Genomic DNA, 21949 nt, shown 5'->3' on the forward strand with positions numbered 1-21949 from the left:
GCGGGGGGGGGCCCCCCCCCCCCGGGGGCGGCCCCCGCGGCCGCGGGCGGGGGGGGGCGCGCCCGGGGGGGCGCGCCCCCCGGGGGCCCCGCCCCCCCCGCGCGCTCGCCCGAATGGGGTCGTTGGGCCCTGGGCCCTGCGGCGGCCGGTGGGCGATGATGCCCTGGGCCCTGCCGGGAGTGTGCGGGGGTGACGAAGGTGGAGCCGCGTGATGGCGACCAAGACGGCGGGCGCCGGGGCACCGGCGCCGGTGCGGGTGTTCCTGCTGGACGACCACGAGGTGGTGCGCCGCGGGGTGCACGACCTGCTGGACGGCGAGCCCGATCTGGAGGTGGTCGGCGAGGCCGCCACCGCCGAGCAGGCGCTCGTCCGGGTGCCCGCGCTGCGGCCCGACGTGGCGGTGCTGGACGTCCGGCTGGGCGACGGCGACGGGGTGTCGGTCTGCCGCGAACTGCGCTCCCGGATGCCCGGCCTGGCCTGCCTGATGCTGACCTCCTTCGACGACGAGGAGGCGCTGCTGGACGCCGTCATGGCGGGCGCCGCCGGGTACGTGCTCAAGCAGATCAGCGGCACCGACCTGGTGGCCGCCGTGCGGACCGTCGCCTCCGGCCGCTCGATGCTGGACCCGGGCGCCGCCACCCGGCTGCTCAACCGCCTGCGCAGTGACGCCGAGCCCGCGCAGCCCGTCACCACCGGGCCCGCGCTGACCGTGCGCGAGCAGGAGGTGCTGGCGCTGATCGGGGAGGGCCTGACCAACCGGCAGATCGGCGAACGGCTCTACCTCGCCGAGAAGACGGTGAAGAACCACGTCTCGCGGCTGCTCGCCAAGCTGGGCGTGGAGCGGCGGGTGCAGGCCGCGCTGATCTCCACCGAGCTGCGCCAGGCGGCCGCCGCCGCGCAGCCGGGGCACCTGCGCTCCCTCCGGGGCTGACGCGACGTCCGGGCCCGGGACCCCCGGCGGGACCATCGGCCCTCGCGGCGCCGCCACCGCCGGGGCGAGCATCGAGGGCATGAACGGTGATCACGACCTGCTCGAACTGGACCGGGAGCGGGCGCTGGAACTGCTGGCCAGGGCCGCGGTCGGCCGGGTGGTCTACACCATCCGCGCCCTCCCGGCGGTGCTGCCGGTGTCCTTCCGGCTCGACCTGTCGGACGGCGGCGGAGTGCTGCTCTCGGCCCCGGCCGGCTCCGAACTCGCGCGGGCCGTGGACGACGCCGTGATCGCCTTCGAGGCCGACGAGGTGGACGGCGTGGACGGCTCCGGCTGGTACGTCACCGTCCTCGGCCGCGCCCAAGTGGGCCCCGCCGTAGGCCGCGCCCCCGGGGCCGTCCGGATCCGCATCCGCCCGGAACTCGTCGTCGGCCGGCGGCTGCCCCCGCGCACAAACTAGTGGCGCGTCTCGATTGGTCGACCGGGTAATTGATCTCTGCGGGGCGCCAACCTGGAGACCGGCATGCGTTGTGCATCCGGCAAGATCAATAGAGGATGCATGCTGGACGGCAGATGGAGGGAACCGCCTTGCTTGCCGCCCGGGTGGGGAAGTCGCAGGCAGCGCAGTCCTGAGTCCCTGGCCGTGCCGGCGCGAGGCGGCTGACTGGAGTTGGAGAGTCCGGCGTGGTGATTGCGGAGGAAACAGAGTTCGACCCGGAGGAGATGTTCGGGCTCTACGTCTCGGTCGGGTGGGAGGGGTACACCTGCGACGTCGACAAGCTCTGTCGCGGTCTGGCCAACTCGCACCTGGTCATCACTGCCCGCGATGAGTCAGGCGTGCTCCTTGGCCTAGCCAGGACGGTCTCCGACGATGAAAGCATCTGCTACGTCCAGGACCTGCTGGTCAACCCGAGGTTCCACCGGCAGGGGATCGGCCGGGCGTTGCTTGAACACCTGATGGAGCGGTACGCGCACTGTCGCTTCTTCCTGTTGTCCACCGACCATTAGTCGACACCGGAGGGGAAGAGGAACCACGCTTTCTATCGGCAGATGGGCTTCCTCTCCTACGAGGAGAAGCAGATGACGGGCTTCGGCCTGCCGAGGATCCGGGCGCCCCGAGGCCAAACCGAGACGTGACGCGCTACGCGGCCCTGGCTGGATACTCGGTCCAACTGCGGATCGGCGAGCCCAGGGCGAAGTTGGACTTGGGCTCGGCGCATGCGTTGTGCCAGCGGATGTAGACGTTGATGGCGGCGTTCTGCTCGGCGTGGCTGCGGTGGTCGGTGCCGTTGAGCGCGAAGTGACGAAGTGCCGCGAACTCGGACTCGATCCAGTTCAGCCACGAGCCGTAGGTGGGCAGGAAGACCAGCTCGACCTCGTTGTCCGCTGCCCAGGCCCGCACGTTCGGGTGCTTGTGCGGGGAGAAGTTGTCCAGCACGACGTAAGGCTTCTCCCCGGGCCAGCGGGAGCGCAGGGCCTTGAGCAGGCCGAGGAACTCACGCCATCGCTTTCGCTTACGGATCCGGTAGTAGATCTTGCCGGTGGTCAGGTCGAGGGCGGCGAGCATGTGCATCACGCCGTCGTAGCGGTTGTAGGTGGCCTGCAGCCGGCGCGGCGAACGCGTGGGGCGCCAGGCCTTGCCCTTGCGCGGCTGAAGGTTGAGCGGGCCGAACTCGTCCACGCAGACCACCCGCCCGTCGGCGGGCGGCGCGTCGTAGAGCTCCAGGACCCGGTGCATCTTGGCGATGAAGGCCGGGTCCGTGGATGCCCTCCATGTGGTCGTCGTCTGCCAGGAGACTTTGCCCTCGCGCAGGATCCGGCGCAGGGTCTCGCGGCTGAGGACGGTGACGACCCTGCGCGCGATCAGGTGCTCGGCGAGCTTGGTCAGGCTCCAGGTGGAGAACGCGGCGATACCCCAGTCCGCGGGGGACGTCCGGGCGATCAGGCAGATGCGCTCGCGCACCTGTTCACCGATCGTCTTCGGGCGTCCCCCGCTCCATTTTGGGTCCAGTGCGTCGAACCCCCGCTCGTCAAAGGCGTGGATGACATCGCGCACGTAGTCCTCACCGACCCGCAGCAGCGAGGTGATGTCCCGCACGGACTGCCCCTGCGTGGACATCAGCACCACGATCGCCCGCCGCAGCCTCACCGGATCCTTCGACGTCCGGCCGATCCGCTGCAGCCGCCGGCCCTCCTCCATGCTCACCGGCCGGACGAACACTCCCGGACGACGCCCCACGACCACCTCCAAGATCAGAACTCGGAGACAGCCTGACGGACTACCAGCAGCCGATCAATTTCCCGGTCGACCAATCGAGCCGAGCCACTGGTGCTAGTGCGGATCGCCCTCGATGCGGCCCGCCAAGGCGCGGACGGTGGGCGGGAGTTGGCGCAGACGCACGGCGAGGAGCGGGACGGCCAGGGCGAGGTAGACCCAGCTCAGCGCGACCCGGGCGGACTCGCCGGGGAGGGCGAACTGGACGGCGAACAAGGCGAACAGCAGCCCGGCCTTCCAGGGCAGGAACCGCAGGTCGAGCAGGAGCACCACGGCCAGGACGGTCTGCGCGGCGGTCAGCAGCACCTCGTCCACCTGGCGCTCGACCAGCGGGAGGGAGGCTGCGCCGCCGCCGGCCAGGTAGGCGAACGGGAGACAGCCGATCAGCAGGGTCCACTGGTTGACCTTGCTGGAGAGCAGCGCACCGAGGCCGTCGTCCCCGCGCAGCCGCCAGGCGAAGACGACCGCGACGATCAGCTCGGGCGCCTCGGAGGCGAGCGGGGCCAGCCACTGCACCAGCAGGAAGCGGTCGATGCCGAGCGAGGCGCCGGCGTCGACCAGCGAGGTGGCGAAGGGCTCGGCGCAGGCGAAGATCACCCCGGCCGCGACCGCGAAGACCAGGACGGTGGTCGCCCGGCGGCGCTGCCGCGGGAGGGCGGCCAACCGGGCCGGGACGCCGATGAGTTCCTCCTCGTCCTCCTCGCCGCAGCGGCTGACCCGGAAGAGGTAGTAGCCGTACCAGGCGATCAGGACGACCGCGAGCACCCAGGAGATCTGCCGGGTCAGCGGCATCACGAAGGCCACCAGGGCAGCGGCGCCGAGGAAGGCGGTGTCGATCCGGCGGTGCTCCCGCAGGGTGATCCCGGGGGCGGCGCCGCGCCGCCGGGCGGCGAAGTAGGAGGCGAGGGCGACCAGCGGCCAGCCGACGCCGACCAGCAGCCGGTTGGCGCCGGTCATGTTGGCGGCCGCGTAGGCGGCGTACTCGGGCCGGGTGCCGGCCGCGTACGCGAAGTAGAGGTCGACGGCGTACTCGGGCAGGACGGCGATGAACGCCAGCAGGGCCAGGGCGAGCGGGCCGGAGATGTCGGCCCGGGCGGTCTCCGCAGCCCACATCAGCAGCAGCGCCGCCGCCAGCACGCCGAGGCCGAAGACCACCATGCCCGGCACGGGCGCCAGGTGCACCCCGGCCAGCCGCAGCACCACGGAGGGCAGCGCGCCGGCCACGGCGGCCCCGATCCGCAGGGCCGTCACGGATCCGCTGGGCGGCTGCGCCGACGGGATCCCGCCGGTGCCCGGTGGGGTGGCGGTCGCGGGTGACTTCTGGGCCATCAGCCGTCCTTGCGCTCGGGGAACCTGAGCAGGCTAGGGTCGGCGGGCGGCGGGGCGGGCCGAACGGCGGGGCGGCGCGGCCGAGTTCCCCCGGACGGCGGCCGGGCGCCGTGCTCTACGCTGGCCCCGGACGCCGTCGACGGAGGGAACAGGACGCCATGCTCGACCCCGGGACCGCCGCCCTCTACGCGCGGGACGAGACCTGCCGGCTGCTGGGCATCGCGCTGGACGAGGTGTCCGCCGGCCGCGCGGTGACGCGGATGACGGTGGCCACGACGATGGTGAACGGCCACGGGACGGCGCACGGCGGCTTCCTGTTCCTGCTCGCCGACGCCGCGTTCGCGTTCGCGTGCAACAGCCACGGCCCGGTGACGGTCGCGCAGGCGGCGCAGGTCGTCTTCCTGGCCCCGGCGGCGGTCGGGGACGAACTGGTGGCGGAGGCGGTGGAGCGGTCGCGGGCCGGGCGCAGCGGGGTCTACGACGTGACGGTCCGGCGGGCGGACGGGAAGGTCATCGCCGAGTTCCGCGGGCAGAGCGTGGTGATCGGGGGCCGGCCGCAGACCGGCTGAGCGCCCAGTCCCCTACCGCTGCCCGGCCCCCGCCCCCGCCACCCGGCCCCTGCCATCACCGCCCGGTCAGGACTGCGGACGCTCGTCCAGTACCTGCTGGAGCTTGCCGGTACGCGGGTTGGTGACTAGTTCGGAGCGCGGCACCCACTCGACCGCGAGGTCGTGGATGCTGCCCAGCGCGACCTCGTCGGGGTAGAGCGGCCGGGCCGTGTACACGGCCTCGACGAGCCGGTCGGCGAGTTCGGGGCCCGGCCGCTGCCCGGTGTAGCCGAGGCGCAGGATCAGGCCGTCGCGCCCGGCCCAGCGGCGCTGCACGAGCTGCATGCCGGTGATGTGCCGCTCCGGGTCGGCGGCGAGCAGGACGGCCCGGATCTCCTCGGTGGGCATGGCGACGGTGCCGACCCGGGCGCCCTCGGTGGAGCGGCCGAGCAGGCGGAAGCGGCGGCAGCGGGCGTCGGTCCACTCGGCGCGGTCGCCGGTCGGGTAGCGCAGGATCGGCATCAGGGTGCGGAACAGGTTGGTGACGACGACCCGGCCGGGAGTGCCGGGCGTGGTGATCGTCTTGCCGGTGACGTCGTCGACGAGCTCCACCACCGTGCGGTGCGCGAAGGCCTCGTGCACCCGGACGTCGTCGCCGGGGACGGGCGAGCCGACCAGCCCGGCGTCGTTGGAGGCGTAGCCGACGGAGGCGACGGCGGCGTGGGGGAAGGCCCGGGCGAGGATCGGCCGCAGGTCGGCGAAGAGCAGATCGCCGCCGAACAGCAGCAGTTCGACCCCGTCGGCCGTCTCCCCGCGCTGGACCAGGCACTCGGCGACGGCGCTGAGCTTCATCGGCTCGCCGGCCAGCACGTGGACGCCGAAGCCGGTGATGAGGTCGGCGATGTACGGGTCGGGGGCGGCGCCGCCGACGCCCAGGCGGACGTTGTCCACGGGTGCGTGGTGCAGGGCGCCCTCGATGTAGAGGAAGCCGCCGTAGAGTTCGCCGGCCGTGAACAGGTTGGCGACCCGGTGTCCGGGCCGCAGGCCGGCCCGGACGAGTCCGGCGCCGAAGGCGGTGACCGAGTCGGCGTGCTCGGTGCGGGTCCAGGGCGAGAACTTGGGGACGCCGGTGGTGCCGCCGGTCTTGTAGATGCCGGCGTCGCTGAGCGGGCCGGTCAGGACGCGGTTGTCGGGCCAGGTGTTGGCGGCCCAGAAGGCGGCCTGGTCGATGACGGGGAGCTGGTCGAGGCGCTCGGCGGCGGGGGGTAGGTCGCGGTACAGCTCGGCGTAGAACGGCGAGTTGGCGCGGGCGAAGGCGATCAGCTCGGCCAGGGGCTTGGCGGGCATGGTGGTCGGGTCCCTTGTTCAGGAGGAGAGTGCTGCGGGGGGTGCTTCGGCGGGTGTTTCGACTCGTGCTTCGGCTCGTGTTTCGAGGCGTGCTTCGCGGCGTGCGTCGGGCTGCCCGAGCCAGGTCCGGGCGAGGGACTGGACGGTGGAGCCGTCCGGGTCGGCGAGTTTGGCGGCCAGGTAGTCGGCGGCCCACTGGTTGGCGGGCACCCGGAAGGGCGGCCGGTCGGCGAGCAGGGTCCGTACGACGACCTCGGCGACCTCCCGGGCGGGCTGGCCGGCCGACTCCCAGCCCTGGCCGCCGACCCAGTCCAGGTAGCCGGCGAAGGTGGGCGCGTACGGGCCGGAGGCGGCCTGGATGGTGCCGCGGTCGATGTCCGGGAAGACCCCGAACCGGGTGTCCGGGACGTAGCCGGGCACGACCACCGAGACCTGGACGCCGTGCGCCGCCGCGACCGGGGCGAGCGCCTCCAGGAACCCCTCGACGGCGAACTTGGCGGCGCAGTACGCCTCGTTGAACGGCTGGCCGACCACGCCGTGCACGCTGCCGACGGCGACCAGGCGGCCTGCGGAGGCCCGCAGCAGCGGCAGCGCGGCCCGGCTGACGGCGGCCACCCCGAAGAAGTTGACCTCCAGGTTGGCCCGCAGCGCCGCGTCGGTGGACATCTCCAGGGTCGGGTCGGAGTTGGAGACGCCCGCGTTGTTGACCACGGCGTCCAGCCGCCCGTACGTCCGGGCCACGCCGTCCAGGCAGGCGGCGATCGAGCCGGGGTCGGTGACGTCGAGGCGGCGGACGTCCACGGTGACGCCGGCGGCCTCGGCGGCCCGCCGGAGCTCCCCGGCGCGGCCGGGTTCGCGCAGGGTGGCCACCGTGCGGTACCCGGCCCGGGCCGCCGCGACGGCGGTGGCCAGGCCGATGCCGGAGGACGTCCCGGTGATCAGCAGGACCTTGCCGTCGGCGTTCACATTGCGCACGGCGTTCCCGGCGCTCGCGTCGCTCACGACGCGCTCTCCGCGAGTTCCCCGGGGGCGGCGGCCTCGCGCCCGGCGGCGTCCAGCAGCGGCTGGAGGCCGAGGGCGGGGAGGAAGGAGCAGGCGGCCAGCAGGGTGCCGCCCGCCATCACCGCCCGGGCCGCGTCCAGGATGCCCAGCGGGCCGGTGAGCAGGGTGACGGCCAGGCCGCCGACCAGCGCGGCGAGCGGGATCACGCCCCAGGTGACGGTCCGGAAGGCGGCGTGCATGACGCCCTGGTTGCGGGCGGTCATCCGGGCCTGCCGGGTGGGCGCGCTGCACACGTTGATGCAGGACATGAAGAATCCGTAGCAGCCCATGGTCACCGCGATCACCGGCCCGGGCGGCAGTGCGGGCGCGGCGAGCAGGCCGAGGCCGGCCAGGCAGTGCAGCAGCAGCGACCAGGCCATCGTCCGCCCCAGGCCGAACCGCCGGCTGAGCCGCGGGGCGACGAGGGCGCCGACCAGCGCGCCGAGCGCGGCCACCGACATGGCCGCGCCGAAGGCGCCGACCGTCACGCCCAGGCCCCGGTAGGCGAGGACGGGCAGGACGGTGACGAAGACCGGCCCGCCGCAGTTGAGCGTGACGGCCGCCAGCACCACCCGGCGCAGCACCGGGTCCGCCCAGTTGAGCCGGAAGCCGAGGGTCAGCCGCTCCCGGATCGAGCCGTCCTCGACCGTCCGCTCGCCCCACGGGCTCATGTACCGGAAGCAGACGGCCGAGACCAGGTAGCTGGCCGCGTCGACCAGCAGGGCGGCCACCCCGAGCGCGCTGTACAGGGCGGCGGCGATGGAGGGGCCGGCGACCTCGGCGACCGAGCCGCTGCCCTCCAGCCGGGAGTACGCGCGGACCATGCCGTCCTCGGGCACCACGGCGGGGACGGCGACCAGGTAGCCGACGTTGAAGAAGATCGTCGCGCCGCTGATCACCGCCACGCAGCCGAACAGCAGCGGGGTGGACAGCACGTCGAGCCAGTACGCGAGCGGGATCGCCGCCACCGCCGCCAGCCGGACGAGGTCGCAGCCGAGCATGGTGCGGCGCTTGTCCCAGCGGTCGACCAGCACTCCGGCGACCGGCCCGAGCAGCGGGATGCCGAGGTACTGGGTCATCGCCACCACGCCGACCTGGAGGGCGGAGGCGTGCAGGACGAAGATCATCAGGGTCGGGACGACGAACACGGTGACCTTGTCGCCGACCAGGCTGACGGTCTGCCCGGCCCAGAACAGGTCGAAGCCCCGGCCCAGCGGCGCCGGCCGGACGGGCGCCGCCCCGCCTCCCGCCGGGTCGGGCGCCGCCCCGCCTCCCGCCGGGTCGGGCGCCGCCCCGCCTCCCGCCGGGTCGGACTTCACGCGCCCTCCCGCCGGGTCGGACTTCACGCGCCCTCCCGCAGGACCAGCCCGGCTGTCTTGCCGGTGCGGCCGTTGCTGATCAGCTCCTCGACCGGCCGCACCCGGAAGGACTCCGGGTCGTGCTGGAAGGCGGTGCTGAGCGTGAAGGTGGCGGTGAACAGTTCCTTGCGCAGCCGCTCGGTGTCGGGCGCGGCGCCCGTCCCGCCGGTGAGCAGCAGGACCTCCACCCCGGTGGCCCGGCCGCGCTGTTCGGTCAGCACCACCTGGGCCCGGGCCACGCCCGGTTCGCGCTCGGCCCGGGCGATCAGCTCGGCCACGTCCAGCCCCAGGCCGCGGACCTGGACGACGTTGTCGCGCCGGCCCAGCACCCGCATCGCCAGGCCCGGGCGCCCGCACGGGCAGTCGGTCAACTCGCCCGCGTCGCCGGTGCGGTAGCGCAGCACAGGATTGAGCATCTCGGGGTTGAGGGTGGTGAAGTCGAGCAGGCCGTCGGTGTCGGCGTGGACGAGCTGGTCGGGCAGCGGGTGGAAGGTGTCGGCCGGGCAGTCGGGGGTGTTGGTGGCCGCCACCCAGGTCTCGGTGCTGCCGAACATGCCCCAGCGCTGCGCCTCGGGCGCCACCACGGCGAGGTCTTCGGCGAGTTGGGGCTGCCAGGCCTCGCCGAGCCACAACACCTTGCGCAGGGAGGGGAGTCGGATGCCGGCGGCGCGGGCGTGCGCGAACCAGAGCCGCAGCACGCTGGGCGTCCCGCCGATGGCCGTCACCCGGCGCGCGGCCAGGAAGGCCAGCCAGTCGCCGTACTCCTCGGCGGCGACCGAGCCGAGCGCGATGATCCGGCAGCCGGAGAGGTCGGCGAGCGCGGCGGCGAGGAAGTGCGCGCCCCACATCCGGCCGGCGCCCCAGGCGTTGACGAAGACGTCCGTCCGGTCGAGCGGCTGCCAGTGGGCGTGCACGCCGGCCATGTAGAAGCCGGTGGGGGCGTAGCCGACCTGGGGGGCGCCGGTGCTGCCGCCGCTCTGGAACAGCCAGGTGGCGGCCTGGTCGGCGGCGGGCTCCAGGTGGGCGAGGGCGGTGTTGAGGTCGTCCTTGGCCAGGGGTGGGAGCGTGGCGAGCCGGTCGAGGGTGTGGACGTTGACGTGGCTGGCGTAGCGCGGGGCCAGGGCGGGGACGCTGCGCAGCCGCTCCAGGGTACGCCGGGCCACGTGCAGGCGGGGCACGGCGGTCTCGGGGGGCAGGGAGAAGGAGGCGGTCATCGGGAGTCCGTCCGGGGGTCGAGGGATTGGGTGTGGGAGGGGCTGTGGGCGGGGCTTCGGGCGGGGTCGAGGGTGAGCGGGCGGGCGCCGTCCGCGAGCCACTTGGCATGGCCGTCGCGGTAGGCGGCGAAGCGGGCGCGGGTGACGTCCCGTTGGAGGGTGCGGTCCGGGTCGGTGAGGTCGGGGGCGATCACGCCGTCCGGTTCCAGTTCGGAGAACCAGTACCGCTCGCCGTCGTACAGGAAGTCGACGCAGAAGAACGGGATCGGCAGCCGCCCGGCGAACCAGGCGGTGGCGGCGGCGAGTTCGGGCGGCACCGGGGGGAACTCCATGTCGCCGCCCCGGCTGGCATTGGCGACCGGGGAGCCGGGCTCCGGGGTCCGCTTCATCACCGCGTACGGCTCGCCGTCGACGACGTACACCCGGTAGTCGATCGTGCCGTCGCCCAGGTAGGGCTGGACCACCAGCGTGGTGTCGCCGCCCTGGGCGAGGCTGGCCAGGCCCCGGACGTCCTCGGGGCCGCGGGCCAGGTTGATCCCGCCGCCGCCGCACCAGCCGGCGGGTTTGACGATCGCGGGGTAGGTCATGTTCCGCAGGCCCACCTCGTAGCCGTGCTTGCTGATGTCCCGGCCGGTGCCGATCCGCACCGTCGGGATGGTCGGCACCGGGGAGCCGCCCAGGAACAGCAGGGTGGCCAGCTTGTCGTTGCCGATCAGCGAGACCTGCGGCGGGAAGGGCAGGTAGAACCCGGCCTGTTCGAGCACCGCGTACAGCGCGTACTGGTTGAAGACGTCCATCGACTGGTACGGCAGCGAGTAGAGCGCGGTGATGAACAGGGTGTCCTCGGGGGTGACCGGCTCGTCGTCCACGTAGACCCGGGGGCGGCCGGGCCCGGTGGCGTCCACCGTGACGGCCTCCGGGGCGTGCCTGGTCCAGCGAAGGCCGAGGTCGGCGGCGCTCTCGGCGTAGAGGTCCCAGAAGAAGCCGTGCCACATCGCGGCCATCCGGGAGGACTCCCGGTCGGGGAAGATCCAGCACAGGCGGCGCAGTTCGCCGTCCCGGGGAGGGGCGGGGCTCGGGTCGGGGCTCGGGGCAGGGCTCGGGCCGGGGCTCGGGTCGGGGGTGCTCATCGCGCTCCTCGTGCGGTGGACGGCCCGGACCACCAGCGGCGGCCGGTCTCCGGGAGGGTGTCCACCGGGTCGTAGCAGGGGTGGCGCCGGTCGAGCGGGGCGTCCTGGCCGCCGTCGCCGCTCTCCAGGCCGGTGCGGTAGTTCTTGGTCCAGTACGAGATGCCGAGCTCGCGGTCGTAGGCCACCGCCTGGTGCACCCAGCGCTTGCCGACGTGCGGGACGTCGCAGACCAGGCGCGGGGTCGCGTAGCCGGGCAGGTAGCCCATGATCGCCTCCTGGAGGCGCTGCGCCTGGTGCAGCGGCGTCCGCCAGTGTTCGGCGCCCGGGATCACGTCGCAGAGGTAGAAGTAGTACGGCAGGATGTTCGCCTCGCCCTGGAGGGCGAAGCACAGGTCGAGCAGGTCCTCGGGGGTGTCGTTGACGCCCCGCATCAGCACGCCCTGGTTGCGGACGTCCCGCACACCCGCGTCCAGCAGGGCCCGGGCCGCCTCGGCGACCAGCGGGGTGACCGAGCGCACGTGGTTGGCGTGGGTGTGCACGGCCAGGTTGACCGCGCGGCGGGCGGCCAGTTCGGCGACCCGGGCCAGGCCGTCCAGCAACTGCGGCTGCAGCCAGTGCTGGGGCAGGCCGACCACGGCCTTGCTGGCCAGCCGGATGTCCCGGACGGTGCCGAGGTCCAGCAGCCGCAGCAGGAAGGACTCCAACCGGGGCCAGGGGACGTTGGCGAGGTCGCCGCCGGACAGCACCACGTCGCGCACGGCGGGGGTGCGCTTGAGGTAGTCGAGCATCTGCTCCTGCCGGTCGGCGGGGCGCAGCAGCAGCCGGGTCTTTGCCACCTGGGGTGTCGAGGTGCCGACCAGGTCCATCCGGGTGCACTGGCCGCAGTACTGCGGGCAGGTGGCGGTCAACTCGGCCAGCACCTTGGTGGGGTAACGGTGCGTCAGACCTTCGACGGCCCACATGTCCGCCTCGTGCAGCGAGTCCCGTTCGGCCCTGGGGTGGCTGGGCCAGTGCGGGTGCCGGTCGGTGCGCACCGGCAGCATGTAGCGGCGCACCGGGTCGGCCAGGAACGCCTCGGTGAAGGCCCGCGGGGCGTCCGGGGCGGCCGGGGCCATGGTGTTCAGCAGCTGTGGCGGCAGCAGCATCGGCATGGTGGCGAACCCGGCCTGGTCGGCGGCGAGTTCCTGGTAGAAGTGGTCGGTGAGCCGGTCGCCGACGACGGCCCGCAGCTGCCGGGCGGTCTTCACCGAGTGGGCCCGCTGCCACTGGGCGTCGCGCCACTGCGCCTCGGTGACGTGGCGCCAGCCCGGCAGCCGCCGCCAGTCCGGCTCGACCAGCGCCGTCCGCGCGTACGTGTACGGCTGGCGGATCACGGGGTGGTCCATGGCCGGCTACTGGCCGGCGGAGGGGGCGGTGGAGGGCCCGGCTTGGGTGCCGGTTCGGGGCTCGGTTCGCGGGTCGGTTCGCGGGTCGGCTCGGGGGTCGGCTTGGGGGTCGGTGAAGAGGCCGGCGAAGCGGGTGCGCAGCTCGCGCTTGAGCACCTTGCCGGTCGGCCCGAGCGGGAAGTCCTGCGGCGTGCGGGCGATCCGGACGGCGGCGAGCGCGGCCAGCCCGGCCGCGGCCAGCGCCTTGTTCGCCGCGTCCTGCACCTCCTCGGCGCCGGCCCCGGCGGCCCCTCCGGCCCCGGCCTGCAACCGGACGACGGCGACCGGGCGTTGGCCCTCGCCGACCGCCCCGGGGACGCCGACCACCGAGCAGTCCTGCACCAGGTCGGCGCAGTCGGCGAGCAGCACCTCCTCGATCGGCAGGCTGTAGACCGGGCCGTCGGCGGTGTCGATGACGTCCACCGTGCGGTCGAGGTGGTAGAACCGGCCGTCGGACGCGCGGCGGGCGACGTCGCCGGTGAGCCAGTAGCCGGCCAGCTCGAAGCTCTCGGTCAGCCGCCGGTCGTGCCAGTAGCCCGGGGTCCGGGAGGGGCTGACCACGCCGAGCAACCCGACCGTGCCGTCCGGGAGTTCGGTGCCGTCCTGGTCGAGCACGGCGGCCTTCAGGACCACCTCCAGCGGCCTGCCGACGCAGCGGTCGTCGCGGGCGCTCTCCGGGGTGGTCACCTGGCCGAAGAGCGCCATGCCCATCTCGGAGGAGCCCAGGCCGTCGACGAACTGCGAACCGGGAAGCGCGGGTTGGTCGGCCCGGTCCTGCGGCAGCAGCCAGGGGCGGATCAGCCCGGCCGGCCGCTCGCCGAGCGTCACCAGGCGGCGGATGTGCCCGTGGTGCGCGCTGTCGCCGGTGTTGAACCAGGAGTGCACCCGGGCCGCGCCGCGGACCGGGAGCTCGCCGGTGGCCAGCTCGACGAAGGTCCGGGGGAAGGAGGCGACCATGGTCGGCTGGAAGGCCTCCATCACCGGCTCGACGACGGCGCGCCGCCAGTCGGACATCACCACGGTGGGCAGGCCGAGCAGGGTCGCGGTGAGGAAGTAGCTGAGCCCGCCGGCGTGGGTGTGCGGCATCAGCGACATCAGCCGGTCGTACGGCTCGGCGGGGAAGCGCTCCATCCGCGGCTGCTTGCCGTCCCAGAACTGGCGGTGCGCCAGCATCGTGGACTTGGGGGTGCCGGTGGTGCCGGAGGAGTGGATCAGCGCCACCACGTCGTCCGGGGCGTGCCGGTACGGGTGGCCGGCGGGCAGCTCGACGGCGTCGGCGTCGAAGGCCTGCACCTCGGCGGCCAGGGCGAGGAAGCGCGGGCGGCGGCCCGGGTCCTCGCGGTAGGCGGCGGCCAGCCGGGTGGGGTCGTCGGCGACCACGCCGACCACGCCGACGTGGTCCAGGTAGCGGACCAGCACGTCGTGCCGCATCGCGTCGTTGACCAGCGCGGGGACGGCGCCCAGCGAGGTCAGCGCGAGGAAGTGCAGCAGCGGCTCCAGGCCCTCGCCGACCACGACGCCCACCGGCTCGCCGGGGCGCACCCCGTTGGCGTGGTACCAGGCGGCGTAACGGTCGCGCAGCGCGGCCAGGTCGAGCAGGCTGTGGCCGCGCAGCACGACCTCGCCGCGGTGGTCGGTGCGGTGGGTGAAGACGGACGGGACGGCACGGTGCGGGTTGGCCGCGAGGGCGTGGTCGAGGAAGTTGCCAGCGCCCAGGGCGGGTTCGGTCATCAGCCGATGTCTGACGGCGAGGGGCGCGATGGAACTGCGGTCGCTCATGGGGGTCTCCCGAGGGGGTACCGGGCGCGGGTTCTCGTGGAACCGGCTCCGGGGAGGGGGAAAGGCGGGGGGAAGGCGGGTGTGCGGGCGTCGGGCGCTGGTTTCAGGCGCGGGCGAGGACGTCGGCGACGACCCGGTGGCCGGAGCGGATCGCGCCCTCCATCAGCCCGAAGTACGCGGTGCTGGTCTCGGTGCCGGCCCAGTGCACCCGGTGGTGCGGCGCGGTCAGCGCCGGGCCGAGCCGCGGCCAGTCGCCGGGCCCCAGCAGGGCGGCGTAACAGCCCTGGCTGAATGGGTCGTTGAGCCAATCGGTGACGTGGCAGGCGGTCGGCTCGGGGAGCATCGGGAAGAGCTGCGCGGCCTGCCCGACGGCCGCCGCGCGTTGCTGCCGCGGGGTGAGGGCGGCGAAGCGGTGCGCCTCGGCGCCGGTGACGAAGCCGGTCAGGACGCCGATGCCGGCCTCGGCGGGGGAGTCGTCCACGGTGGAGAGCAGCGGCCCCCGGGCGTTGACCGACCAGCCGGACAGGCCGTGGTCGCGCCACAGCGGCGCCGGGTAGACCAGGTGGACCTTGACCGCGCAGCCGCGCGCGGTGCGCTCGCCGGCCCGGCGCACCGGCAGGCCGGGCCGGTAGTCGATCGCGTCGGCGAGCAGCGGCGGCAGCGCCATGACGGCGACGTCCGCGCGGTGTTCGCCGCGGTCGGTGTGCACGGTGACGGCGTCGGCGTCCTGGTGGACGGCCCGGACCGGCTCGCCCAGCCGTACCCGGCGGCCCAGGCGCTCGGCCAGCCGCTCGCACACCTGGTGGGCGCCGCCGGCGATCCGGTCCTGCTGGGCGCCGCCGGCGAAGGCGTTGAGGTAGCGCAGGCCGCCGCCGGAGCGCAGGTAGAAGGCGAGGTGGAGGACGGAGATGTCGGCCGGGTCGGCGGCCGTCATCTCGCCCAGGAACAGCGGGAAGAACAGCCGGGCGTCGGGGTGGGTGAGGTGCTGCTCGGCCCACTCGGCGGCGGTCAGGGCGTCCAGGCGTTCGGCGTCCGGGGTGAGCCAGGGCGCCTCCGGGCGTACGGCGGCGGTGAGTTCGGACAGCCGGTCGAACAGGTCGCCGAGCGCGACGCCGTCGAGCGGCGGGAACCGGCCGTCGCGGGTCGCGGCGTCGGGGCCGGGTTCGGCGTCGCTGCCGGTGCCGGTGCCGCCGCCGAGCGCGAACCGGCTGGCGCCGGACATTGTGGTGGGAGTGGTCTTGAGCCCCAACTCGTCCATCATGGAGAGGAGTTCGGTGTGCCGGTCGCCCAGGTAGGCGGCGCCGGCGTCGACCAGGACGCCGGGGGCGGCCTCGATGCCGTGGGTGCGTCCGCCGACTCGGTCCCGGGCCTCCAGGACGGTCACGTCGAAGCCGTGCGCCGCCAGCCCGGTGGCGGCGGTGAGCCCGGCCAGTCCGGCGCCGACCACGACGGCGGTGCCTGCGGGCTGATGGTCGTTGAACTGCTGGCCGTTGAACTGCTGGCCGTTGAACTGCTGGCCGTTGAACGGGTGGTCGTCGGACGGGTGGTCGTTCATCTCGCGGCCGAGATTCTGCGCGCGAGCGCGGTGGGGGTGGGCGCGAGCAGGAACTCGTCGAAGGTGAGCTCGACGGCGTAGCCGCGCGCGACGGCGCTCAGCACCCGGGTGGCGATCAGCGAGTCGCCGCCGAGGTCGAAGAAGTCGGAGTCGGGCGCCACGTCGTCGCGTTCCAGCACGCGCCGGAAGACGGCCACCAGGTCCTGCGGGGTGGCGGGGGTGGTGAGGTCAGTGCTCAACGGAGGTCTCCTTCGACCTGTCGTGGGCGCCGTAGCGCAGGTGGCAGCCGGCCCGGTCGACCTTGCCGCTGGGGGTGTGCACGAGCCGGGGGACGACGGTGATCCGCCCGGGCACGAGGTGGCCGGGCACCCGGGCCCGCAGGTAGGACAGCAACTCGCCGGCCAGGTCCGGCGGGGAGGTGCGCCGGCGTGCCACGACGTACGCGAGCAGCGTGGTGCGGTCGGCCAGAGTGGCACCGGTGACGGCGGCCGCGGTCACCTCGGGGTGGCCGGTGAGGTGCGCCTCGACCTCCGCCGGGTCCACCCGGACGCCGCGCACCTTCAATTCGCCGTCCAGGCGGCCCTGGTGGGTGAGCAGGCCGTCCGGGCCGCGGCTCACCCGGTCGCCGGTGCGGAAGTACCGCTCGCCGTCGACGGTGGTGAACCGGGCCGCCGTCGCCTCGGGCAGGCCGGGGTAGCCGAGCGCTAGGCCCGGCCCGCCGATCAGCAACTCGCCCTGATCGCCGAGGCGTTCGATGACGTGCGGCAGGGCGTGGCCGATCGGTGCGGGGCGGATCGGTGCGGGGCGGATCGGTGCGGGGCCGATCGGTGTGCGGGCGGCCGGTGCGCGGTGGGCGCCGGGCCAGGCCGGTTCGCGGGCGAGCGGTCCGGACAGGTCGACGGCGTGGGTGATCTGGGTGGTCTCGGTGCAGCCGTAGGTGTTCAGCAGCCGGATCCGCCCGGTGTCCAGCCGGGCCCAGTCGTCCAGCCGGGCGGGCTGGACGGCCTCCCCGCCGATCACCAGGAGCCGGACGCAGGGCGGCAGTTCGGCCCGGTCTTCGACGAGGTGGTGGACGAGCTCGTGCCAGAAGGCGGTCGGCAGGTCCAGGACGGTGATCCGCTCGCGCTCGACCATCCGCAGGAAGCGCGGGAACGATCCGCAGTGCGCGTCGGGGTCGAGGACGAGGGTGGCGCCCGCGGTGAGTGCCGGGAGGATCTCCTCGAAGCAGGTGTCCCAGTTGAGCGAGGCGAACTGGAGCACCCGGTCCTGGGGGGTGAGGTGGAAGAGGTCGCGCAGTGCGTGGGCCGTGGCCGCGACGGCCCGGCGGGGAGTGGCGACGGGTTTCGGCTGCCCGGTCGAACCCGACGTGAAGAGAATGTAGGCCGGATGTTCCGGGCCGCTTGCGGAACGGTCCGCCGGAAGGGTTCCGGGCGGTTCTCCGGGGAATTCCGAGAGGGCGGGTAACTCCACTAATCGAGTGCCGAGTTGGTGGTCCGCGACGGCTTCGCCGAGTATCGCCGTGCGGCAGTTCGCGGCCGTCGCCATGGCGTGTCGACGGGCCTCCGGGAATGCCGGATCGATCGGGCAGTACGTACCTCCGGCGGTCAGCACGCCGAGAAGTGCGACCACCGTTTCGGCCGTGTGGACGGCCGGCACGCAGACCGTGCCGGGGTCCGGTCCCAGGCGCCTGGCCAGGGTGTTCGCCAGCTCTGCGAGCCGGCCGTAGTCGAGGGTGTGCCCCCGCTGGACGATCGCGGGGTGTCGGGGATTGCGGCGTGCCATTTTTGTGAACGCGTGGATCAGGTCGGGAGCGACCTGGAGGGTGTCCTGATTAATTGACATGGCCGCCCCAAATGATGCTGTCGAATGCTCATCCGTGCTCGGCGAACGGCGACTCTACCGTCGAACATGCGTGGCGACAATGGATGTTGAGAGCGTTCTTCGAGGGGGGCGTGCTCGACGTGTGAACCCGCCCGAGGGCGTTCGGTCGTTCGAGTAGGGACGGCGCACGCAAGGGTGCGGAGCGGCGTGGGCGAAGGCCCGGCGACAGTCCGGTGACGGCGCGTCAGGAGCCGAGCGGGGCCTCCCAGGAGAGCCGGGTGCCGCCGCCCTCGGCGGGCTCGACCGTGAAGGTACCGCCCACCCGCTCGGCCCGCTCGGCGAGGTTGCGCAGCCCGCTGCGCCGGCCGCCCTCGGGCACGCCCACCCCGTCGTCGGCCACCACCAGGGCCACCCGCCCGGCGAGCGCCCGCAGCGTCACCTCCACCCGGCCCGCCCGCGCGTGCCGGGCGGCGTTGCTGAGCGCCTCGCCGAGGACGGCCACCGCGTGGTCGGCCAGTTCCTGCGGCACGTCGGTGTCCAGCAGGCCCTCCATGCTCAGCCGGGGCGCGAAGCCGAGCGTCCCCTGCGCCTCGGCGACGACGCGGGTGGCGCGGGCGCGCAGGCCCCGGTCGGGCTCGCTGTGGGCGCGCAGCCCGAAGATCGTCGACCGGATGATCTTGATGGTCTCGTCCAGGTCCGCCACCGCGCGGGCGACCCGGTCGGCGGCGGCCGGGCTGTCGATCAGCCGGCCCGCGCTCTGCAACGTCATCCCGGTCGCGAACAGCCGCTGGATCGCCAGGTCGTGCAGGTCCCGGGCGATCCGGTCACGGTCCTCCAGCAGCGTCAGGTGCTCGGCGTCGCGCCGCCGCTCGGCCAGCTCCAGGGCCAGCGCCGCCTGGTCCGCGAAGCCCAGCAGCGGCCCGGTCTCGTCCGGCCCGAAGGCCGGCTGCCCGGCCGCGCGGGCCAGCAGCAGCACGCCCCGCCCGTACCCCGCCCCGGTGCCCAGCGGCACCGCGACCGCCGGGCCCAGCCCGTCGAAGCGCCCCGCCGGGCCCGCCGGGTAGCGGGCGTCGCAGGCCAGGTCGTCGCTGGTCACCGGCGAACCGGAGGCGTACGCGGCGCCCGACAGCGTGCCGTCCACCGGCACCGTCACCCCCAGCCGCGCGGCCGGCGCGCCGCCCAGCGCGACCTCCACCGTCAGCTCCTCCGCCCGCTCCTGCGGACCGTCCAGCGCCACCGAGACGTCGGCCAGCTCGGCGCCGGCGATCTCCCCGGCCCGGCGGGCGATCAGCTCCACCACCTCCAGCCGGGGCGCGCCCGACAGCAGGCTGCGGCTGATCTCCGCGCTGGCCCGCAGCCAGCGCTGGCGCAGCTGCGCCTCCTCGTACAGCCGGGCGTTGTCGATCGCCACCCCGGCCGCGACCGCCAGGGTGGAGATCACCGCCTCGTCGTCGGTGTCGAAGTCCAGCCCGCCGCGCTTGTCGGTGAGGTACAGGTTTCCGAACACCTCGCCGTGCACCCGCACCGGTACCCCGAGGAAGGTGTGCATCGGCGGATGGTTCGGCGGGAAGCCCGCCGAGGCCGGGTGTTCGGACAGCACCGGGCAGCGCAGCGGCTGCGGGTCGCGGATCAACTCGCCGAGGATGCCCCGGCCGGACGGCGGCGGGCCGATCTCGGCGATCTCCTCCTCGGACATCCCCACCGTCAGGAACTGCGACAGCGAGTGCCCGTCCGGGCCGATCACCCCGAGCGCGGCGTAACGGGCGTCCACCAGGTCGGCGGCGGCCTCGACGATCCGGTGCAGCGCCTGGGCGAGGTCCAGCTCCCGGCCGACCGCGAGCACCGCCTCCAACAGGCTGTGCACCCGGTTCTGGGTGCCGCGCGCCGCGTCGATCCGCCACTGGAGCTCCTCCAGCAGCTCGTCCAGGCGCAGCCGGGGCATCCGCGCGCCGCCACCCGCCGCGCTGCCGTCCGCTCCGCCCACCGCTGTCCTCCTCGTACTCGCCCTGGCCCGTCCTCCACCCGCCGCCGGAGGGCGCCAGGTGCCGCCCGATCAGGGCGATTGCCGGATTCACGGTAGTGCCCGGGTGTCGGCACCCCGCACGCCGGGGTGCGCCGTACGCTCCCACGGGCGGGCCTTTCGTCCCGTCGCGGAGGGGCCTGCGGCCTCTTTCGCGAGGCCCTGGCGGACCGCCAGGGTGGGGGAGGAGCGGACGGGCCGTCAGTGCGCACACCGTCCCCGCGCCGCCCCGCCAAGCGCCGACACAGTGGAGGAACCCTCATGACGCCATCCGTCCTGGCCGGGGTCGACGGCTCGCCGGAGAGCACCAACGCCGCCCTCTGGGCCGCCGACGAGGCAGTGCTCCGGGGCACCCCGCTGCGCCTGGTGCACGCCTGGCCGTGGCTGACCGACGGCGTGGCCACCTTCGCCGAGCCCGACGACCTGCCGGCCGCCGCGCAGCGGGTCCTGGCCTCGGCCGCCGACGCGATCCGCGAGCGCCACCCCGACCTGGCGGTGCACACCGACGCCGTCCTGGACGCGCCGGTGGACGGCCTGGTCGCCGCGGCCGCGGACGCTGCCCTCCTGGTGCTCGGCTCACGCGGCCTCGGCGGCTTCACCGGGCTGCTGCTCGGCTCGGTCGGCATGGCCGCGGCCGCCCGCAGCACGGTGCCGGTGGTCGTGGTGCGCGAGCCGGGCGCGCCCGACGGCGCCGGCGACGGCGTGCCCGAGGTACTGGTCGGCGTCGACGCGCACGCCCCGGAGGAGGAGGTGCTCGCCTTCGCCTTCCAGGAAGCCGCCCTGCGCGGAGCCCGGGTGCGGGCCGTGCACGGCTGGGACCTCCCGCCGGTCTTCGGCTACGCCGGCGGAGCCGTGCCGCCCACCGAGATCGCCCAACTGGAGGCGCTGGAGGCCAAACTGCTCTCCCTCGCCCTGGCCGGCCAGCGCGAGCGACACCCGGACACCGCGGTGATCGAGGACGTCCGGCTCGGCGCCGCCCGCGGCCTGGTCGAAGCCTCCGCCGGCGCCGCCCTCCTGGTCGTCGGCCGCCGCCACCGCTCCCTCGACTTCGGCCCCCGCCTCGGCCGCGTCGCCCACGCCGCCCTCCACCACGCCCAGTCCCCAGTCGCCGTCATCCCCCACCCCTGACCAACGCCCCGGCAGCGCCCGCCCGGAAAGCGGGCCAAGGCAACCCCCCCCACGAGTCCGAACCTCGCACCCTCCGCCTTCGCCCGCGAGGGCAAAGGAAAGGCCTCGTTGCCTGGCGGCTAGTGTCCTGCGCCGGAGATCCATTCTTAGATCTTGTATGACTTCTTCTCCGGATGTTCCGCTGCGTCGTTGAGGCCCCAAGTTGGAGCCGCTGCTCCTCTTGGCCGACGAGCGGGCGGAGTTGGAGCGGTGGACCCGGCGGGTGGCATCGGCCCAAGCGCTCGCTTTGCGGTCACGGATCGTGCTGGCGTGTGCTGGGCCCGATGTGCCGCCGATCGTTTCCGTCGCAAGGGAGTTGGGGATCGCCGCCGACACCGCGCGCAAATGGCGGAGGCGCTTCCTGGCCGAGCGGCTGGACGGCCTGGTCGATGAACCACGCCTGGGCCGTCCGGCCACCATCGCCGTCGAGGAGGTGGAGGCCGTGATCGTAGCGACGTTGGAGGAGATCCCGAAGAACGCCACGCACTGGTCTCGCAGTTCGATGCCGGACCGCAGCGGCCTGTCCAAGTCCACCATGGGGCGGATCTGGAGGAAGTTCCAGCTCAAGCCCCACGTGACCAGCACGTTCAGACTCTCCACCGACTCCTTGTTCGGCGAGAAGGCCTGCGACGTGGTCGGTCTGTACTTCAACCCGCCCGAGGACGCCGTAGTGGTGTCGGGCGACGAGAAGTCCCAAATTCAGGCCCCGGACGGCTCCCAGCCCGTACTGCCGATAATGCCCGGCATGCCCGAGCAGCGCGTCCACGACTACCTGCGCAACGGCCTGACCACCCTCTTCGCGGCCTGGATCAAAAACTGGAACGAGGACCCCGCACCGTTCACCTGGACCAAGACCGCCGGCGAGATCCTCGACCCCCTCGCCCGATTCTGCCAACGGATCTCCGGCGCAGGACACTAGTAGGGCTTTGTTAGGTGCCCCGGATGATCGGCCAGGGTGGGGTTGTGATTTTCTTTCAGGTGTGACACCTGAGGAGATGGAGATGGTCCGC

The 21949-nt window shown here is 73.9% G+C and carries 19 protein-coding genes; 6 read left to right on the top strand and 13 right to left on the bottom strand.

What is annotated here, in order from left to right; all coding sequences use genetic code 11:
- Positions 1–211 precede the first annotated feature (211 nt).
- The 3 genes from ACFWPT_RS38620 to ACFWPT_RS38630 all read left to right on the top strand — a co-directional run bounded on the left by ACFWPT_RS38620 (position 212) and on the right by ACFWPT_RS38630 (position 1939).
- Positions 212–931: a response regulator transcription factor gene (locus ACFWPT_RS38620; protein WP_063346183.1), complete on the top strand. Its 720-nt coding sequence runs from the start codon at positions 212–214 to the stop codon at positions 929–931.
- A gap of 79 nt (positions 932–1010) precedes the next feature.
- The gene (locus ACFWPT_RS38625) at positions 1011–1391 is read left to right on the top strand and encodes a pyridoxamine 5'-phosphate oxidase family protein (protein WP_063346182.1); all 381 of its coding nucleotides are present in this window, start codon (positions 1011–1013) and stop codon (positions 1389–1391) included.
- Positions 1392–1615: 224 nt separating this feature from the next.
- Positions 1616–1939, top strand: coding sequence for a GNAT family N-acetyltransferase (locus ACFWPT_RS38630; RefSeq protein ID WP_380487562.1), 324 nt, complete (start codon positions 1616–1618; stop codon positions 1937–1939).
- A gap of 133 nt (positions 1940–2072) precedes the next feature.
- Here ACFWPT_RS38630 and ACFWPT_RS38635 read toward each other — a convergent pair whose 3' ends face one another.
- Together ACFWPT_RS38635 and ACFWPT_RS38640 are read right to left on the bottom strand one after the other, a co-directional pair.
- Positions 2073–3170, bottom strand: coding sequence for an IS630 family transposase (locus tag ACFWPT_RS38635; RefSeq protein WP_380487564.1), 1098 nt, complete (start codon positions 3168–3170; stop codon positions 2073–2075).
- Between the two features lie 93 nt (positions 3171–3263).
- The gene (locus ACFWPT_RS38640) at positions 3264–4535 is read right to left on the bottom strand and encodes a hypothetical protein (RefSeq protein WP_380487566.1); all 1272 of its coding nucleotides are present in this window, start codon (positions 4533–4535) and stop codon (positions 3264–3266) included.
- 158 nt (positions 4536–4693) lie between these two features.
- On the opposite strand from ACFWPT_RS38640, the gene paaI reads away from it, so the two are divergent.
- Positions 4694–5104 (top strand): hydroxyphenylacetyl-CoA thioesterase PaaI, encoded by a 411-nt coding sequence (gene paaI, locus ACFWPT_RS38645; RefSeq protein ID WP_380487568.1) that lies wholly within the window; start codon positions 4694–4696, stop codon positions 5102–5104.
- Between the two features lie 66 nt (positions 5105–5170).
- Here the strand turns inward: paaI and ACFWPT_RS38650 are convergent, their stop codons facing one another.
- The 11 genes from ACFWPT_RS38650 to ACFWPT_RS38700 all read right to left on the bottom strand — a co-directional run bounded on the left by ACFWPT_RS38650 (position 5171) and on the right by ACFWPT_RS38700 (position 19694).
- Entirely contained in the window at positions 5171–6430 is a 1260-nt protein-coding gene (locus tag ACFWPT_RS38650; RefSeq protein ID WP_380380647.1) for a phenylacetate--CoA ligase family protein, read from the bottom strand.
- An 18-nt stretch (positions 6431–6448) separates the two neighbouring features.
- Positions 6449–7432, bottom strand: coding sequence for an SDR family NAD(P)-dependent oxidoreductase (locus ACFWPT_RS38655; protein ID WP_380487570.1), 984 nt, complete (start codon positions 7430–7432; stop codon positions 6449–6451).
- Positions 7429–8790 carry an MFS transporter gene (locus ACFWPT_RS38660; RefSeq protein WP_380487572.1) on the bottom strand — a complete coding sequence of 454 codons (1362 nt, stop codon included), beginning with the start codon at positions 8788–8790 and terminating at the stop codon, positions 7429–7431. Before ACFWPT_RS38660 ends, ACFWPT_RS38655 begins: the two co-directional genes overlap by 4 nt.
- A 23-nt stretch (positions 8791–8813) precedes the next feature.
- Positions 8814–10043 (bottom strand): phenylacetate--CoA ligase family protein, encoded by a 1230-nt coding sequence (locus ACFWPT_RS38665; protein ID WP_380487574.1) that lies wholly within the window; start codon positions 10041–10043, stop codon positions 8814–8816.
- A complete protein-coding gene (locus ACFWPT_RS38670) occupies positions 10040–11173 on the bottom strand; it encodes a RimK family alpha-L-glutamate ligase (RefSeq protein ID WP_380487576.1) in 1134 nt (377 codons plus the stop codon). The genes ACFWPT_RS38665 and ACFWPT_RS38670 overlap by 4 nt, the downstream gene beginning before the upstream one ends.
- The gene (locus ACFWPT_RS38675; RefSeq protein ID WP_380487578.1) at positions 11170–12558 is read right to left on the bottom strand and encodes a KamA family radical SAM protein; all 1389 of its coding nucleotides are present in this window, start codon (positions 12556–12558) and stop codon (positions 11170–11172) included. Before ACFWPT_RS38675 ends, ACFWPT_RS38670 begins: the two co-directional genes overlap by 4 nt.
- Positions 12559–12564: 6 nt before the next feature.
- On the bottom strand, positions 12565–14376 hold the full coding sequence (locus tag ACFWPT_RS38680) for a class I adenylate-forming enzyme family protein (RefSeq protein WP_380487580.1): 1812 nt from the start codon (positions 14374–14376) through the stop codon (positions 12565–12567).
- Between the two features lie 103 nt (positions 14377–14479).
- Positions 14480–15931 carry a flavin monoamine oxidase family protein gene (locus ACFWPT_RS38685; protein ID WP_380487582.1) on the bottom strand — a complete coding sequence of 484 codons (1452 nt, stop codon included), beginning with the start codon at positions 15929–15931 and terminating at the stop codon, positions 14480–14482.
- Entirely contained in the window at positions 15928–16170 is a 243-nt protein-coding gene (locus ACFWPT_RS38690; protein ID WP_380487584.1) for a phosphopantetheine-binding protein, read from the bottom strand. Before ACFWPT_RS38690 ends, ACFWPT_RS38685 begins: the two co-directional genes overlap by 4 nt.
- On the bottom strand, positions 16160–17773 hold the full coding sequence (locus ACFWPT_RS38695; RefSeq protein ID WP_380487586.1) for an amino acid adenylation domain-containing protein: 1614 nt from the start codon (positions 17771–17773) through the stop codon (positions 16160–16162). The genes ACFWPT_RS38690 and ACFWPT_RS38695 overlap by 11 nt, the downstream gene beginning before the upstream one ends.
- A 223-nt stretch (positions 17774–17996) precedes the next feature.
- On the bottom strand, positions 17997–19694 hold the full coding sequence (locus ACFWPT_RS38700; protein ID WP_363373498.1) for a GAF domain-containing sensor histidine kinase: 1698 nt from the start codon (positions 19692–19694) through the stop codon (positions 17997–17999).
- A gap of 339 nt (positions 19695–20033) precedes the next feature.
- Here ACFWPT_RS38700 and ACFWPT_RS38705 point away from each other — a divergent pair, with 339 nt between their 5' ends.
- Positions 20034–20900: a universal stress protein gene (locus ACFWPT_RS38705; RefSeq protein ID WP_380487588.1), complete on the top strand. Its 867-nt coding sequence runs from the start codon at positions 20034–20036 to the stop codon at positions 20898–20900.
- 202 nt (positions 20901–21102) lie between these two features.
- A complete protein-coding gene (locus tag ACFWPT_RS38710; RefSeq protein WP_380487590.1) occupies positions 21103–21858 on the top strand; it encodes an IS630 family transposase in 756 nt (251 codons plus the stop codon).
- Positions 21859–21949: the final 91 nt, after the last annotated feature.

It is taken from the genome of Kitasatospora sp. NPDC058478, from assembly GCF_042720345.1.
Taxonomy (GTDB): domain Bacteria; phylum Actinomycetota; class Actinomycetes; order Streptomycetales; family Streptomycetaceae; genus Kitasatospora.

Coding starts and splice junctions, on each gene's coding strand:
- ACFWPT_RS38640 (WP_380487566.1), bottom strand. CDS start 4,535: ATGGCCCAGAAGTCACCCGCGACCGCCACCCCACCGGGCACCGGCGGG.
- ACFWPT_RS38670 (WP_380487576.1), bottom strand. CDS start 11,173: ATGAGCACCCCCGACCCGAGCCCCGGCCCGAGCCCTGCCCCGAGCCCC.
- ACFWPT_RS38665 (WP_380487574.1), bottom strand. CDS start 10,043: ATGACCGCCTCCTTCTCCCTGCCCCCCGAGACCGCCGTGCCCCGCCTG.
- ACFWPT_RS38675 (WP_380487578.1), bottom strand. CDS start 12,558: ATGGACCACCCCGTGATCCGCCAGCCGTACACGTACGCGCGGACGGCG.
- paaI (WP_380487568.1), top strand. CDS start 4,694: ATGCTCGACCCCGGGACCGCCGCCCTCTACGCGCGGGACGAGACCTGC.
- ACFWPT_RS38625 (WP_063346182.1), top strand. CDS start 1,011: ATGAACGGTGATCACGACCTGCTCGAACTGGACCGGGAGCGGGCGCTG.
- ACFWPT_RS38705 (WP_380487588.1), top strand. CDS start 20,034: ATGACGCCATCCGTCCTGGCCGGGGTCGACGGCTCGCCGGAGAGCACC.
- ACFWPT_RS38620 (WP_063346183.1), top strand. CDS start 212: ATGGCGACCAAGACGGCGGGCGCCGGGGCACCGGCGCCGGTGCGGGTG.
- ACFWPT_RS38695 (WP_380487586.1), bottom strand. CDS start 17,773: ATGTCAATTAATCAGGACACCCTCCAGGTCGCTCCCGACCTGATCCAC.
- ACFWPT_RS38680 (WP_380487580.1), bottom strand. CDS start 14,376: ATGAGCGACCGCAGTTCCATCGCGCCCCTCGCCGTCAGACATCGGCTG.
- ACFWPT_RS38700 (WP_363373498.1), bottom strand. CDS start 19,694: ATGCCCCGGCTGCGCCTGGACGAGCTGCTGGAGGAGCTCCAGTGGCGG.
- ACFWPT_RS38650 (WP_380380647.1), bottom strand. CDS start 6,430: ATGCCCGCCAAGCCCCTGGCCGAGCTGATCGCCTTCGCCCGCGCCAAC.
- ACFWPT_RS38685 (WP_380487582.1), bottom strand. CDS start 15,931: ATGAACGACCACCCGTCCGACGACCACCCGTTCAACGGCCAGCAGTTC.